Raw genomic sequence first — 14,835 nt, forward strand, 5'->3', positions numbered from 1 at the left:
GGAGGCTTTTATGAACAATATTCCGGTGGTTTGTATTGTCGCCGGCCGGTCAGATACAGGAAAGACGACGTTTATGGAAAAGCTCATTCAAGAACTCGTTCAACGCGGCTATGAAGTGGGAGCAGTTAAAAGTGATACTCATGGCTTTGACATTGATATACCGGGAAAGGATTCTTGGAGATTTGCTCAGGCCGGGGCAAAATCAACAACTATTATAGGGCCTGATAAATATGCCATGATTCAGAAGACGGAACGCAAACAAGAAATTGAAGACGTTATTCCTTTAATCAGTGGTGTTGATATTATTCTCGTTGAAGGATATAAAGCCTCGACAAGACCGAGAGTTGAAGTGATTCGAAAGGAAAAAGGGACAGAAATTATTTCTCCATCCGAATATCTTATAGCTATCGTAAGCGATGTCAAGGGGTTGAATACCTCTGTTCCAGTTCTTGATATTAATGATTTTCAAGGAGTCGCTGATATTCTGGTTAATAAGTATCTGGAGTGATGTCCATGCTAGAAATGAAGGACAATATTTTGAATAAATCCGTTTTGCCCGTAACCGGAGTATTACTTGCCGGAGGAAAGAGTTCTCGTATGGGCAGGGATAAGGCGTTTTTGGACTATCTCGGCAAACCGCTGATTGAAAAAGGTCTGGAAGAACTGAGGTCCGTTTTTTCAGAAGTGATCATCAGTACGAATTCACCCGAACGGTTTCAATGTTATGGAGAAAAAAAGGTTACAGACCTTTATCCGGGCTGCGGACCTTTAAGCGGACTTCAATCCGGACTACAAGCTGCTCAGTTTGGTTATTCATTTTTTGTTGCCTGTGATATGCCGTTTATTGATCCAGAAGTCATTCGTTTTTTAGCAGGATATTGTGGAAAACATGATGTCATTGTGCCGGAAGTGGATGGGGTTTTGCACCCTCTGCATGCTTTCTACCATAAAAACTGTCTTCCTTTGATAACAGAGTATCTAGAAAAAAGGTCTTTTAAAATCATAGATTTTTATCCGAGGTGTTCCGTACGTATCGTTCGAGAAGAGGAATTTCGCAGGTTTCCTCAAGTTGCGAGAAGCCTTAAGAATGCGAATACCGTTCAGGAATGGCAGGAGCTTCAAACACTCTAATTAAATTTCAATTCAACCTTTGAATATCACAGAATGGGAGAGAGCATATGGATTTAACACATATTGACGAACAAGGCCGTGCGCGCATGGTTGATGTAACGGAAAAAGTTGAGACTTCTCGCGTTGCCGTTGCTAAAGGAACTGTTAGCATGAATGAGGAAACGCTTAAGCGAATTCAGCAAGGGGGAATTGCTAAAGGCGATGTTTTAGGTGTAGCCCAAGTTGCAGGAATCATGGCCGCTAAAGAGACTTCTAATTTAATACCGATGTGCCATCCCTTGGCAATTACCAGTGCGAAGCTTAACTTCAAGGTAATTCCGCCAGAGACGGTGGAAATCGAAAGCATAGTTAAAGTTACGGGCAAAACAGGAGTGGAGATGGAAGCACTGACTGCGGTGAGCGTTGCGGCTCTAACCATATATGATATGTGCAAAGCCATCGACAAAACGATGGTCATCGGAGAAATCCGCCTGATCGAGAAGATGGGCGGTAAGAGTGGGCATTTTATCCGCGAAGAATACATTGGGCAATAGCGGAAATTTTATAAATGTAAGGGGATAGAAAAATGGGTAAAATTGTTGCTGTTTGTACGAGTCCGAAAAAAGGTATGCGTAAGAAAAACATAGGGGAAGGGACACTCAAAGTTAAATTTGGAATTGAAGGAGATGCCCATGGCGGTGATTGGCATCGCCAAGTCAGCCTGCTGGCCATGGAAAGTATCCACAAGATGCAAGCCAAGGGCTTAGATGTGGGGCCAGGTGACTTTGCAGAAAACTTAACAACTGAAGGAATCGATCTCGTCAGTCTGCCGATTGGAACAAAACTTAAAATCGGAGAAAATGGCTTGGGGGAAGTCACGCAAATTGGCAAGGAATGTCATGCTCATTGCGCAATTTATTATCAGGCGGGAGATTGTGTCATGCCTAGAGAGGGAATATTCATCCGGGTGCTGGAGGGCGGTCCTGTCCGAGTGGGCGACTCTATTGGAGTGATTGAAAATGCTTAAGGTAGGTGTAATAACTGCCAGTGACAAAGGATCGCGGGGCGAACGCGAGGACCTTTCGGGGCAGCTTTTAAAAGAACTTGTTCAAGAGATCAACGGGAAAGTTATCCTCTATATTGTGCTGCCGGATGATCAAAAACTTTTGGCAGATAGAATGAAGGTTTGGACTGATGTAGAAGAGGTTGATCTCATTCTTACAACCGGAGGGACAGGATTTTCGCTTCGCGATGTGACACCTGAAGCAACCCTTTCTATCGCCGATCGACTTGTGCCAGGCATAGCTGAGGTCATGCGGATGGAAAGTCTAAAAGTTACCCCGAAAGCAATGCTCAGTCGGGCCGTTGCCGTGCTACGTAAACGTACGCTGATCATCAATATGCCAGGTTCACCTAAAGCGGTTAAAGAATGTTGGCAGGCTATATCCCCAGCGTTAAACCATGGCATTCAGATTCTAAAAGGGGAAGCAAGTGAATGTGCTGAACCGATTAAGGCATAAGGTTCTAAACTACGGACATAATTTCTTAGTCATTGTTGATGCCTCAAACTTATGCATAGGAGTTTGAGGCAGTTTTTATGTTGTCCCATATTTGTATCAAATTGAAAAATCTTTTTTTAAATTGATAAAGGGACTAAGGATAATATTTTAAATTTCAATTATATTAATTAGCTCAAAGTCTTCTTTATTAAGCCATTGAAGGATTTATCCTGAAATATAAAAGCTTGGCATATGACTTGCATTATGTAAAGCAATAAAGGCTTTCTCCGAACCTCATTTCCTAAAGTAAAAACTATGGAATAGAGGTCTGGACTTTGTCCACGAAGTAGTAGAAGAAATTTTATTACTTGCTGTTTGGCGAAGGAGATGCACGAGAAATAGACTTGAGTCCAAACTCAGTCTATAGAAATCCTGCACTTCATTGCAGGATTTTTTTTTCTTGAGACATACGAACTCTCAATTCCTGACTTTGCAAGAACAGAATGATTCATTTTGAAATTCTCAGCATTGCCAGGAAACGGAGATAGCCCCTTACATTTAAGGAGTGAAGAAATTATGATGGATTCTTACGGAAGAAATATTAATTACCTAAGGCTATCTGTAACGGGTATGTGCAATTTAAGATGTAACTATTGTATGCCGGAAAAGGGAATCACGAAGAAAGCACATAAAGAGATTATAAGTCTGGAAACGATTGAACAACTTGCGGTTAGTGCAGTCAAATTGGGCTTTGAGAAAATACGAATTACTGGGGGAGAACCTCTTGTCAGGAAAGGAATTATTGATGTTATTCAGGAAATCGCTCAGCTAAAAACGCGCGGCCTAAAAGATTTAGGTCTGACGACGAATGGAACTCTGCTCCGCAACTATGCAGACCAACTAAAAAAAGCGGGGTTAACAAGAGTGAATGTAAGCCTTGATAGTTTGGATCCGGAAAAGTATTCTCAAATTACGAGAGGCGGCAGACTTTCCGATGTCCTTGAAGGGATTCAAGCGGCAAAAGAGGCAAAGTTATTGCCTTTAAAACTTAACGTTGTCCTTATTGGCGGCGTTAATGATGATGAGATCAGTGAATTTGTGAACTTAACCTTAGAGGATGATGTTGAAGTACGCTTTATCGAACTGATGCCTATTGGTGAGGCAAGCCGTTGGGATCAGGACCACTTCTTGACAGGTACCGAGATTTTAAAGCGAGTTCCGGAATTGCTTCCTTTAGCCGTTAAAGGGCAGGGGGCAGTAGCTCGCCTTTATAAACTTCCGAATAGTAAAGGCAGAGTGGGAATCATTAGTCCGTTAAGCAATCATTTCTGCAACTACTGCAATCGGCTTAGAATTACACCGGATGGTAAACTCAAACCGTGTCTGCATTCCGATCTGGAACTCGATATTCGGAATTATGGAGAAGATTATGAACGGTTCTTATTGGATGGTATTTGTGCAAAGCCCAATAGACACTACATTCAAAATGAAAATTATGAGCCGATTTTGCGGAACATGAATGAGATAGGCGGTTAAACACTAATGGTAAATAGTCTCAGAAGAAATAACAGCCAGTATTGAAGAAATAACCCTAATGATGGAAAAATTAAACAGGTTTTCCGAGCAATTGTAGATTCTTAGCTATAAATATTAAGGTCAGAGGCATTGAAAATGCCTGATTTAGCAAGATTATTTACACTTGTCATTGAGCTATTAAATATTATAAAGAGAAAGAACTTCATTGAAGGAGTTCTTTCTCTTTATGATATTTTGATTTTAAGATGTTTAATTTTACCTAAACTCAGAAGTGATTTTGAACAAATTTTAAAAAACGGAGAGCGGCAGGGGACATATATCGATTTGTAATCCATACTAAACCGATGATTCTTTGGCAGATGGGTTCAGATATTCGCAATTGCGCTATTTCTGTCATATCTAAACCCTTGTTATGAGGAATTAGTGCGATTCCAAGATTTGCGGCAACAAGTCCAGCAATCGTTCCTACTTCTTCCCCTTCAAAGGTTATACGGGGTATGAATCCAGCCTCTTTAAAAAATCTGTCAGTCATTTCCCCTAAGGTTAGTTCTCTTTTAAATGTTATAAACGATTCATCGGCCAGCTCCTTTAATTTGATATTGCCTTTTCGGGCAAGTGGATGTTCCTTAGGAACAATAACAAATAATTCTTCCGTCGATAAAGGAATCCACTTCGCATTTTTATGTGAATAAGGTTCAGTACAAATGCAAAAATCAAGCTTTGAGCTTTCTAATTGGTCTAGGATATTATGGGTTATATTTTGATAGAGTTGAAACCGTATCGTTGGATAGTCTTTTCGAAATAAGCCAAGTAAGTCTGGGACTAGACTCGATCCCTGCGAGGGAAGAAAACCAAGAGAGATACTGCCATCAGAACAATCTATAAGATTTTGAATTTCCTCTATGCCTTCAGAGATTTCTTGTATCCCGCGATTCACTCGGTTTAAGAAGATTTGACCATAGCGGTTGAGGGAAACCGTTCGTCCTTGACGGTCAAACAAAGGTACGCCTAATTCTTCCTCTAAGCGTGCAATAGCCCGACTTAAGGTAGGCTGGGAGACTGAAAGAGTTTCTGATGCTCGGGTAAAGTGTTCTAATTGAGCCACCGTTTGAAAGTACTGAAGTTGATTCCACTCCATAAAACAAGCACCTTCTTTGAGTTTTAGCTTTAATTGATTACTGTGAAACATTAAAATTATGCAAATTATAGATTGGACGCATAGAACTGTCAAGGTGTACGATTGGATCAGACTTATTTCATTAACCGGAAGGAGTCCTTAAACGGTGGATACCTATATTCAGCATGGAACACCTGCATTCCGTAAAACTAATATTGCTTTTTTTGCAGGGGGTTTTACAACCTTCGCTATTTTGTACTGTACACAGCCTATACTCCCTGAACTCTCCAGGGAATTTAATATTTCTCCGGCAATGTCAAGCTTGTCTCTTTCAGCGGCAACAATATCAATGGCCATAAGCATGTTATTTGTTGGTTCAATATCAGAAGTTCGGGGTCGCAAACCTATCATGATTTTCTCGCTCTTGGCAGCGTCCATACTTTCCTTATTTACATCCGTAGTCTCAAAGTTTCAAGTTCTATTATTATTCCGAATGCTTCAAGGAATTATCTTAGCTGGATTACCATCTGTTGCAATGGCCTACCTCAGCGAAGAGATAGAACCAGCCAGTTTAGGTGTTGCTATGGGATTATATATCAGCGGAAATTCAGTGGGGGGTATGAGTGGGCGGATTATCATTGGGACGTTATCAGACATTTTCAACTGGCATATTGCTTTAGCGGTTATTGGGGTGTTAAGTGTTTTGGCTAGTCTTTTGTTTTTATATATGTTACCTGCCTCTAAGAACTTTAGACCGCGTAAGATGGAGATTGTAAAGTTAACTAAATCTATGCTTGGTCATTTACGGGACCCAGGCTTACTTTGCTTGTATGCAATTGCTTTCTTACTTATGGGAAGTTTCGTAACATTATATAATTATATTGGTTACCAGTTAATGGCGCCCCCTTATTCCCTTAGCCAAACCTTAGTCGGCTGGATTTTTATTGTTTATATTGTAGGGACTTTTAGTTCGACATGGATGGGTCAGCTCGCAGACAAATATGGGCGTCGAAAAGTCCTTTGGATTGTATTGCTTCTTATGTTCTTGGGGGTATGTATAACTTTAAGTACGAATTTGATCTTTAAAATTGCGGGCATGGTCCTGTTTACCTTTTGTTTTTTTGGAAGCCATTCGATTGCAAGCAGCTGGGTAGGTCTTAGAGCAACACACGATAAAGCTCAGGCCTCTTCACTTTACCTCTTTTTCTACTATGTAGGATCAAGTGTTGGCGGTACATCGGGAGGTATCTTTTGGATGCACTTTGGATGGAGTGGAGTTGTCAGCATGATAAGTTGTTTTCTTATTCTAGCTTTTATCCTATCTATAGGGCTATCCCGAATTGCTCCTGTTGTGAAAATAGGGCTAAATTTTAATAATTAAGGAAGTTGCATGTTTCTAATATAAACCTAAATTAGGTGTTGACACCCCTAATTCCCTATGGTATTCTAATTGAGCGCTAAGGGACAGCCGTTCCGAAGCCGGCAGAAATGCTGGCAAGTGCACGGGGGCTTAGAAATAACACTTGATTCGAGAGAGAGAAAATGTTAATCTAAGAATCCACGCTGATGGGCTTCAAATGAAGTTCAGAAGCGAAAAAGGCACTTGACTCGAGAGAGTCAATCTGCTAAAATAAATAACTGTCGCAAGTGATTGCGACGACAAAGATTGGTCTTTGAAAACTAAACAACAAGGAACAGCCAAGTGACTCGTTAAAGAGTTTGAGATGAATTTGAGCAATCAAATTTTCTTCATAAATTTTATGGAGAGTTTGATCCTGGCTCAGGACGAACGCTGGCGGCGTGCCTAACACATGCAAGTCGAACGGAGAACTCAATAAGCTTGCTTAGCGAGTTTTTAGTGGCGGACGGGTGAGTAACGCGTGGGTAACCTACCCATTAAATTGGGACAACCCTTGGAAACGAGGGCTAATACCGGATACGTTTAACTGATGGCATCATCGGTTAAAGAAAGATGGCCTCTGAACATGCTATCGATAATGGATGGACCCGCGTCTGATTAGCTAGTTGGTGGGGTAAAGGCCTACCAAGGCGACGATCAGTAGCCGGCCTGAGAGGGTGAACGGCCACACTGGGACTGAGACACGGCCCAGACTCCTACGGGAGGCAGCAGTGGGGAATCTTCCGCAATGGACGAAAGTCTGACGGAGCAACGCCGCGTGTATGATGAAGGCCTTCGGGTTGTAAAGTACTGTTTTCAGGGACGAACGGTAGATATGCAAATAGTGTATTTACATGACGGTACCTGAGGAGGAAGCCCCGGCTAACTACGTGCCAGCAGCCGCGGTAATACGTAGGGGGCAAGCGTTGTCCGGAATCATTGGGCGTAAAGGGCGCGTAGGCGGATAATTAAGTCTGGTGTGAAAACTTGGGGCTCAACCCCAAGCCTGCATCGGAAACTGGTTATCTTGAGGACAGGAGAGGAAAGTGGAATTCCACGTGTAGCGGTGAAATGCGTAGAGATGTGGAGGAACACCAGTGGCGAAGGCGACTTTCTGGACTGTAACTGACGCTGAGGCGCGAAAGCGTGGGGAGCAAACAGGATTAGATACCCTGGTAGTCCACGCCGTAAACGATGAGTGCTAGGTGTAGAGGGTATCGACCCCTTCTGTGCCGCAGTTAACACAATAAGCACTCCGCCTGGGGAGTACGGCCGCAAGGTTGAAACTCAAAGGAATTGACGGGGGCCCGCACAAGCGGTGGAGCATGTGGTTTAATTCGACGCAACGCGAAGAACCTTACCAAGGCTTGACATCCTACGAATTCTTAGGAAACTAAGGAGTGCCCTTCGGGGAACGTAGAGACAGGTGGTGCATGGTTGTCGTCAGCTCGTGTCGTGAGATGTTGGGTTAAGTCCCGCAACGAGCGCAACCCCTATGTTTAGTTGCTAACGAGTAAGGTCGAGCACTCTAGACAGACTGCCGGTGATAAACCGGAGGAAGGTGGGGATGACGTCAAATCATCATGCCCCTTATGTCTTGGGCTACACACGTGCTACAATGGCCGGTACAGACGGAAGCGAAGCCGCGAGGTGGAGCAAATCCGAGAAAGCCGGTCTCAGTTCGGATTGTTCTCTGCAACTCGAGAACATGAAGTTGGAATCGCTAGTAATCGCAGGTCAGCATACTGCGGTGAATACGTTCCCGGGCCTTGTACACACCGCCCGTCACACCACGAAAGTCTGCAACACCCGAAGCCGGTGAGGTAACCCGAAAGGGAGCTAGCCGTCGAAGGTGGGGCCGATGATTGGGGTGAAGTCGTAACAAGGTAGCCGTATCGGAAGGTGCGGCTGGATCACCTCCTTTCTAAGGAGACATGTTAGCTTAAGATTTTAAGTTAACTAATCCTATGGTCGATCCTCAATCGAGGAAGAATCTCTTTGGAGAAACGGAATCGATTGAAGGGTAGAGTCGAAAGACTCAAAAGCCGAAAAGGCAAAAGCGCAGAGCAATCTGCGAGGCTGTAAAGAAGCGTAAGCTTTCCTTTGTTGTTTAGTTTTGAGAGACCCAATGTGGGGGTATAGCTCAGCTGGGAGAGCGCTTGAATGGCATTCAAGAGGTCAGCGGTTCGATCCCGCTTACCTCCACCATTATATTGGCTTCTCAATATTGGTCGCTTCTTGCCATCCCGATAGTCTCCAGTGGAGGGTATCGCATTTGTTTGGCGACGGCGACACTTGGACATCCAAGTCCATCGTTCTTTGAAAACTGCACAGAGAAAATAGTTTTCAAAAGTCAAAGGATTCATATAAAAACCTGAAGTGGCGAAAAGATTTAGGTCAAGCTACTAAGGGCGTACGGTGGATGCCTAGGCGCTAAGAGTCGAAGAAGGGCGCGGTTAACAGCGAAATGCCACGGGGAGCAGTAAGCATGCATTGATCCGTGGATACCCGAATGGGGCAACCCCATTGGAGTTATATCCAATGATCTTTAACTGAATAGATAGGTTAAAGAGGACAACCCGGGGAACTGAAACATCTAAGTACCCGGAGGAAGAGAAAGAATAATCGATTCCCTGAGTAGCGGCGAGCGAAACGGGAAGAGCCCAAACCAAGCTCTTCGGAGCTTGGGGTTGTAGGACCCTCTATTAAGCATTAATTCTTAGCTGAAGAAATCTGGAAAGATTCAGCAAAGAAGGTAACACTCCTGTAAGCGAAAAGAAGAAATGCTGTGAGGGTATCCTGAGTACCGCGGGACACGAGAAACCCCGTGGGAAACCGGGAGGACCACCTCCCAAGGCTAAATACTCCTTAGCGACCGATAGTGAACCAGTACCGTGAGGGAAAGGTGAAAAGCACCCCGGGAGGGGAGTGAAAAAGAACCTGAAACCGTACGCTTACAAGCAGTCAAAGCACCCTTGAGGTGTGATGGCGTGCCTTTTGTAGAATGAACCGGCGAGTTACGGTATGTAGCGAGGTTAAAGCGAGAAGCTGGAGCCGAAGCGAAAGCGAGTCTGAAAAGGGCGACAAGTTACATGCTGTAGACCCGAAACCGTGTGATCTACCCATGGTCAGGGTGAAGGTGGGGTAAAACCTACTGGAGGCCCGAACTCACTGTCGTTGAAAAGGCAAGGGATGAACTGTGGGTAGGGTGAAATGCCAATCGAACACGGAGATAGCTGGTTCTCCCCGAAATAGCTTTAGGGCTAGCCTCAATTGATGATTCTTGGCGGTAAAGCACTGAATAGGCTAGGGGCCTTACCGGGTTACCGAACCTTATCAAACTCTGAATGCCAAGAATTTAGATTGGGAGTCAGACTGTGGGGGATAAGCTTCATAGTCAAAAGGGAAACAGCCCAGACCATCAGCTAAGGTCCCAAAGTATACGCTAAGTGGAAAAGGATGTGGAATTGCACAGACAACCAGGATGTTGGCTCAGAAGCAGCCACCATTTAAAGAGTGCGTAATAGCTCACTGGTCGAGTGGTTCTGCGCCGAAAATGTAACGGGGCTCAAGCGTATCACCGAAGCTATGGCTTTACAGTTTACTGTAAGGGGTAGGGGAGCGTTCCAAGGTCAGCGAAGTTCAACTGGAAGGTTGGGTGGAGAGCTTGGAAGTGAGAATGCCGGTATGAGTATGCGAAAAGGTGAGTGAGAATCTCACCCGCCGAAAATCTAAGGTTTCCTGGGGAAGGCTCGTCCGCCCAGGGTCAGTCGGGACCTAAGCCGAGGCCGAAAGGCGTAGGTGATGGACAACTGGTGGATATTCCAGTACCTCTCTTAAACGTTATTAGCGATGGGGTGACACAGAAGGATAGGTTAAGCGTGCCGTTGGTTGAGCACGCCCAAGCCCGTAGGGTGTGAGGCAGGTAAATCCGTCTTACGCGTTGCCTGAAAGGTAATGGGGAGCGAAAATAAGTAGCGAAGTAACCGACTCCAAGCTGTCAAGAAAAGCCTCTAGTGAGTGAGAGAGAGCCCGTACCGCAAACCGACACAGGTAGATAAGGAGAGAATCCTAAGGCGCGCGAGAAAACCCTCGTTAAGGAACTCGGCAAAATAGCCCCGTAACTTCGGGAGAAGGGGCGCTCTTCGCAAGAAGAGCCGCAGAGAAATGGTCCAGGCGACTGTTTAACAAAACACAGGTTCCTGCCAATCTGAAAAGAGAAGTATAGGAGCTGACGCCTGCCCGGTGCTGGAAGGTTAAGAGGAGAGGTTAGCCGCAAGGCGAAGCTTTGAATTGAAGCCCCAGTAAACGGCGGCCGTAACTATAACGGTCCTAAGGTAGCGAAAATTCCTTGTCAGGTAAGTTCTGACCCGCACGAAAGGCGTAACGATCTGGACACTGTCTCAACGAGGGACTCGGCGAAATTGTAATACCCGTGAAGATGCGGGTTACCTGCGACAGGACAGAAAGACCCCATGGAGCTTTACTGTAGCTTGACATTGGATTTTGGTATAAAATGTACAGGATAGGTGGGAGACTAAGAAGCTAGGGCGCCAGCCTTGGTGGAGTCGCCGGTGGGATACCACTCTTTTTGTACTGAAATTCTAACTTAGACCCCTGAATCGGGGTTGAGGACCGTGTCAGGTGGGCAGTTTGACTGGGGCGGTCGCCTCCTAAAGAGTAACGGAGGCGCCCAAAGGTTCCCTCAGCGCGGATGGAAATCGCGCGAAGAGTGTAAAGGCAAAAGGGAGCTTGACTGCGAGACCAACAAGTCGAGCAGGGACGAAAGTCGGGCTTAGTGATCCGGTGGTACCGAGTGGAAGGGCCATCGCTCAACGGATAAAAGCTACCCTGGGGATAACAGGCTTATCTCCCCCAAGAGTCCATATCGACGGGGAGGTTTGGCACCTCGATGTCGGCTCATCGCATCCTGGGGCTGTAGTAGGTCCCAAGGGTTGGGCTGTTCGCCCATTAAAGCGGTACGTGAGCTGGGTTCAGAACGTCGTGAGACAGTTCGGTCCCTATCCGTCGCAGGCGCAGGAAATTTGAGGGGAGCTGACCCTAGTACGAGAGGACCGGGTTGGACGGATCACTGGTGTACCAGTTGTCTCGCCAGAGGCATAGCTGGGTAGCTATATCCGGATCGGATAAGCGCTGAAAGCATCTAAGCGCGAAACCGACCTCAAGATGAGATTTCCCACAGCACAAGCTGGTAAGACCCCTGAAAGATGATCAGGTAGATAGGCCCAATGTGGAAGCGCGGTGACGTGTGGAGCTGACGGGTACTAATCGGTCGAGGGCTTGACCTAATGAGCCATGAAGGTTGAAACTGATGACTTGAAGAAAACGAAAAGATCTGTGTAGTTTTGAAGGAACAGAAAGCTCTGAAAAGAGCCCTGAAAACTTCAAACGATCTGGTGATTATGCCGGAGGGGTTCCACCCGTTCCCATCTCGAACACGGAAGTTAAGACCTCCAGGGCCGATGATACTTGGACCGCAGGGTCCTGGGAAAGTAGGTCGTCGCCAGGTAAGCAAAAGCAGAGAGACTATCTTAATTGATGGTCTCTCTGCTTTTTGCTGTTTCTTCTATTCGTACGACATCGTACGATTATACCGAGTATCGGTTAATAGATTTACTCTTCTTCTGCATTCACAGGCGTGGTAGTTAAACCCACCCTGGAAAGTTTGGCATCTACTTTAATATCGACAGCAATATTTTTATATTCTTCTTCCCAATTTTTTTTAAGTTCTAGATAATCGATAGGGAATTTGCGATGATACTCCACACCAAATTTGAAGATATCAACTCCCCAAGTTTGGGCTTTCTGGAGAGCAGCAGTGATTTCGTCTTTGATTGCAGCGGACTGTTTTTCTTCAAGTTTTTTGAAGGCTTCTGGCTTGGTAAAGTTTGTTTGAGACATTTGCTCACCAAGACTTCCTTCCTCCTTCACCTCAACGGTTACTGCAAGTTTGCCACCGATCAAATTAGGGGTGACTTTACTCGAGGTACTAATGATTTCCAGAGCGACTTTTTTGTTTTCGTCTTCTGGGGATTCTACCACGATAATACCGCTCTTTACCTTTCCTAAAACCCAGAGAATTCCTCGTGTTTCTTTACCTCCAAACCAACCGATAAGCTTATCTTCCTTAAAAACGGCGGTTCCACAAAGTTGAACTTGCTTTTCTATTACAGCACCATTGGGTTGTTCCGCGAGTTCTATTCCTGGAAGAATTGGGGCAGTCGTTTTGCTGACAATACTTTTCATAAGATCGAGCAAGGTTACTTCGGGGGCCGTCGAGGTGGTTCGCGTTGCTTTGACCAAGTTTTCGAGAGCTTTAGCAGGCACCTGTTCTTGTTCATTTTCGGCTTCAATGATATCCTTTGCTGCTCCTTTAGCAATAAAAATATAGGAGAGCTCTCGAAGCTCAGGATCACGAACGACAAGGTCAAGCAGGGGGGCAATTCCGGATTTGGCTGCGGCTTCTCCAATGACGATCACCTTATTTTGGCTAAAGAGTGATTTGCGGTTGACTTGGTGAGTGGCATTTCGGATAGCGTCAAAAAGTGTCTGCCCCGTCGAAGTTACGACCCAAACACTTTTTCTGCTACCGCTCGCTCCTTTCCCATTTTTTCCTGATGATGCCTTAATGGAAGCCGGTTTGAGAAGCTGCAAGGTGAGGTTAATTTGACCATCTTCCGTTTTATCGATACCGATCGCTTGAACAACAGAAAGTGTAGTTAATTCTTTTCTGTTCCAACAGCCTGTTAAGCTCAAGGTTAGTGCAAGGCAGAGAATATAAATAAATACTCGTTTTCTCATCTTGATTGTTCTCCTTTTTTTCGGAAGATTGCGGTCAAGAGCAGGAGGGTGGGTATGAATAGAATAAAAAACAGGGTGTACCACGTGTAGATTTCAAAAGAATAAAATTCCCTTGTTTCAACCACGTTTTGCCCTAACACATTCGATAATGAAATAATAATTGAGCCCGTGGGTAGGATCAGTGGTTTATAGTCTTTGAGATGGAAAAGCTGGCTTAGTCCGAGTACGATTAAGTAATAATAAAATGCTATTTTAATAAACATCCCTAAAACCCAGATTGCAACATGGATGGATTCGATTCGTTCTAAGAAATCACCCACATGAACTACCCGTACAATGTTAAAGAAAGGATAAGTAAAACTTTTCGCCAAATCATCGCCTAAAAGGGCAATTACCGAGAAGGTTAGGATAAAAAGGAATAATACCAGTAACAAGGGAGTTAATATATAAACTTCTCTTATTTTTTTACGATCATTGAGAAAAGGCATAATTATGGCCATTCCGATAATTTCTACGGTTTGGGACACGGGGGATAAGCCGGTAAAAATTGAAGGATAGATTCCTTTTTCTAAGATCGGAGTTAACTCTTTAATATCCATATCTTTAACCAGTAATAAGATAACTCCAATGAGGGCGATCATGATAATTGGCGCAATAAATTCGGAGAGACGACCTAAAACCTCAATCCCGTAATGGGCTGCATAAGCTGCAGCAAGAGTTAAGGTAATTATGAAAAAAAGGGAAGGCGTTTCAGGCATGACGACTGTTGTATGAAATTCGGAAAACTGGCTTAGAGCTAAAGCAGATAGATGAATAAAAAACAAGATATAAAGAATTCCTACCAATTTACCTGCTTTCCCAGTAATGGCTTGGCTGTACTCGTAAGGTGTCTGGCTAGGAAACTTCTTGGCTAATAGATAAAAGGGAAGGGCTACAATAAGATGAATCGGAAACGACATCAAGCAATCAATCCATACATCTTGATTAGCAGGTGGGGCTAATATAACGGGGAGAAGGGCAATCCAAGAAATGACCCTACTGATAAATAATAGCAAGATCATTTGTGTATAGGTGATTTTACCGCCCTCTATCATGCTGTAGACCTCGCTTTAGTACTTGTAATTTATAAATCCAAAGAATCTAGGAAGTTAATAGTTTAATCAAATATTCAATTCCTTTATTCGGATTGGGAACTTTCACTCCAATGACCTGAAGAAAGGAAAGGATAAATCCAGTCGCGAGGAGCACTGAAGAAGTGATGAGCTCGGGCCATTGCTTCTTACGTAGGAGTCCTGGAATTTCGTAGTATGCTATAGCAGCAAAAATAAGGAATAATATGAATATGTGCATTC

General features: G+C 44.4%; 11 protein-coding genes, 1 tRNA gene, 3 rRNA genes and 1 riboswitch. Of the genes, 11 read left to right on the forward strand and 4 right to left on the reverse strand.

What is annotated here, in order from left to right:
* Positions 1 to 10 precede the first annotated feature (10 nt).
* The 6 genes from mobB (at position 11) to moaA (ending at position 4,145) form a co-directional block, all read left to right on the forward strand.
* The gene (gene mobB / locus DESME_RS00810) at positions 11 to 508 is read left to right on the forward strand and encodes a molybdopterin-guanine dinucleotide biosynthesis protein B (RefSeq protein WP_006718732.1); all 498 of its coding nucleotides are present in this window, start codon (positions 11 to 13) and stop codon (positions 506 to 508) included.
* Between the two features lie 5 nt (positions 509 to 513).
* Complete coding sequence (gene mobA / locus DESME_RS00815) at positions 514 to 1,131, forward strand: molybdenum cofactor guanylyltransferase (protein ID WP_006718734.1); 618 nt, start codon at positions 514 to 516, stop codon at positions 1,129 to 1,131.
* Positions 1,132 to 1,178: 47 nt separating this feature from the next.
* Positions 1,179 to 1,664, forward strand: a complete 486-nt coding sequence (gene moaC / locus DESME_RS00820; RefSeq protein ID WP_006718736.1) for a cyclic pyranopterin monophosphate synthase MoaC — start codon at positions 1,179 to 1,181, stop codon at positions 1,662 to 1,664.
* Between the two features lie 32 nt (positions 1,665 to 1,696).
* Positions 1,697 to 2,137 (forward strand): MOSC domain-containing protein, encoded by a 441-nt coding sequence (locus DESME_RS00825; protein ID WP_006718738.1) that lies wholly within the window; start codon positions 1,697 to 1,699, stop codon positions 2,135 to 2,137.
* Positions 2,130 to 2,630 (forward strand): MogA/MoaB family molybdenum cofactor biosynthesis protein, encoded by a 501-nt coding sequence (locus DESME_RS00830; RefSeq protein ID WP_006718740.1) that lies wholly within the window; start codon positions 2,130 to 2,132, stop codon positions 2,628 to 2,630. The genes DESME_RS00825 and DESME_RS00830 overlap by 8 nt, the downstream gene beginning before the upstream one ends.
* Before the next feature lie 252 nt (positions 2,631 to 2,882).
* Positions 2,883 to 3,012: riboswitch (molybdenum cofactor riboswitch) on the forward strand.
* Between the two features lie 173 nt (positions 3,013 to 3,185).
* The gene (gene moaA / locus DESME_RS00835; RefSeq protein WP_006718742.1) at positions 3,186 to 4,145 is read left to right on the forward strand and encodes a GTP 3',8-cyclase MoaA; all 960 of its coding nucleotides are present in this window, start codon (positions 3,186 to 3,188) and stop codon (positions 4,143 to 4,145) included.
* 265 nt (positions 4,146 to 4,410) lie between these two features.
* Here moaA and DESME_RS00840 read toward each other — a convergent pair whose 3' ends face one another.
* Positions 4,411 to 5,283: a LysR family transcriptional regulator gene (locus DESME_RS00840; RefSeq protein WP_006718747.1), complete on the reverse strand. Its 873-nt coding sequence runs from the start codon at positions 5,281 to 5,283 to the stop codon at positions 4,411 to 4,413.
* Between the two features lie 145 nt (positions 5,284 to 5,428).
* On the opposite strand from DESME_RS00840, the gene DESME_RS00845 reads away from it, so the two are divergent.
* The 5 genes from DESME_RS00845 to rrf all read left to right on the forward strand — a co-directional run bounded on the left by DESME_RS00845 (position 5,429) and on the right by rrf (position 12,191).
* On the forward strand, positions 5,429 to 6,643 hold the full coding sequence (locus DESME_RS00845; protein WP_006718749.1) for an MFS transporter: 1,215 nt from the start codon (positions 5,429 to 5,431) through the stop codon (positions 6,641 to 6,643).
* A 376-nt stretch (positions 6,644 to 7,019) separates the two neighbouring features.
* Positions 7,020 to 8,585: ribosomal RNA gene (locus tag DESME_RS00850) — 16S ribosomal RNA — on the forward strand.
* Between the two features lie 208 nt (positions 8,586 to 8,793).
* A tRNA-Ala gene (locus DESME_RS00855) sits at positions 8,794 to 8,869 on the forward strand.
* 187 nt (positions 8,870 to 9,056) lie between these two features.
* Positions 9,057 to 11,970: ribosomal RNA gene (locus DESME_RS00860) — 23S ribosomal RNA — on the forward strand.
* Between the two features lie 104 nt (positions 11,971 to 12,074).
* Positions 12,075 to 12,191 (forward strand): 5S ribosomal RNA (rrf, locus tag DESME_RS00865).
* The 16S, 23S and 5S rRNA genes sit together here with 1 tRNA gene alongside, the layout of an rRNA operon.
* A 104-nt stretch (positions 12,192 to 12,295) precedes the next feature.
* Here rrf and DESME_RS00870 read toward each other — a convergent pair.
* The 3 genes from DESME_RS00870 to DESME_RS00880 are packed head-to-tail and all read right to left on the reverse strand — an operon-like array spanning position 12,296 to position 14,833.
* Positions 12,296 to 13,483, reverse strand: a complete 1,188-nt coding sequence (locus DESME_RS00870; protein ID WP_006719131.1) for a Ger(x)C family spore germination protein — start codon at positions 13,481 to 13,483, stop codon at positions 12,296 to 12,298.
* Positions 13,480 to 14,577: a GerAB/ArcD/ProY family transporter gene (locus DESME_RS00875; protein ID WP_006719134.1), complete on the reverse strand. Its 1,098-nt coding sequence runs from the start codon at positions 14,575 to 14,577 to the stop codon at positions 13,480 to 13,482. Before DESME_RS00875 ends, DESME_RS00870 begins: the two co-directional genes overlap by 4 nt.
* A gap of 46 nt (positions 14,578 to 14,623) precedes the next feature.
* A complete protein-coding gene (locus DESME_RS00880) occupies positions 14,624 to 14,833 on the reverse strand; it encodes a hypothetical protein (RefSeq protein WP_006719136.1) in 210 nt (69 codons plus the stop codon).
* Positions 14,834 to 14,835: the final 2 nt, after the last annotated feature.

It is taken from the genome of Desulfitobacterium metallireducens DSM 15288 (assembly GCF_000231405.2).
GTDB lineage: Bacteria > Bacillota > Desulfitobacteriia > Desulfitobacteriales > Desulfitobacteriaceae > Desulfitobacterium_A > Desulfitobacterium_A metallireducens.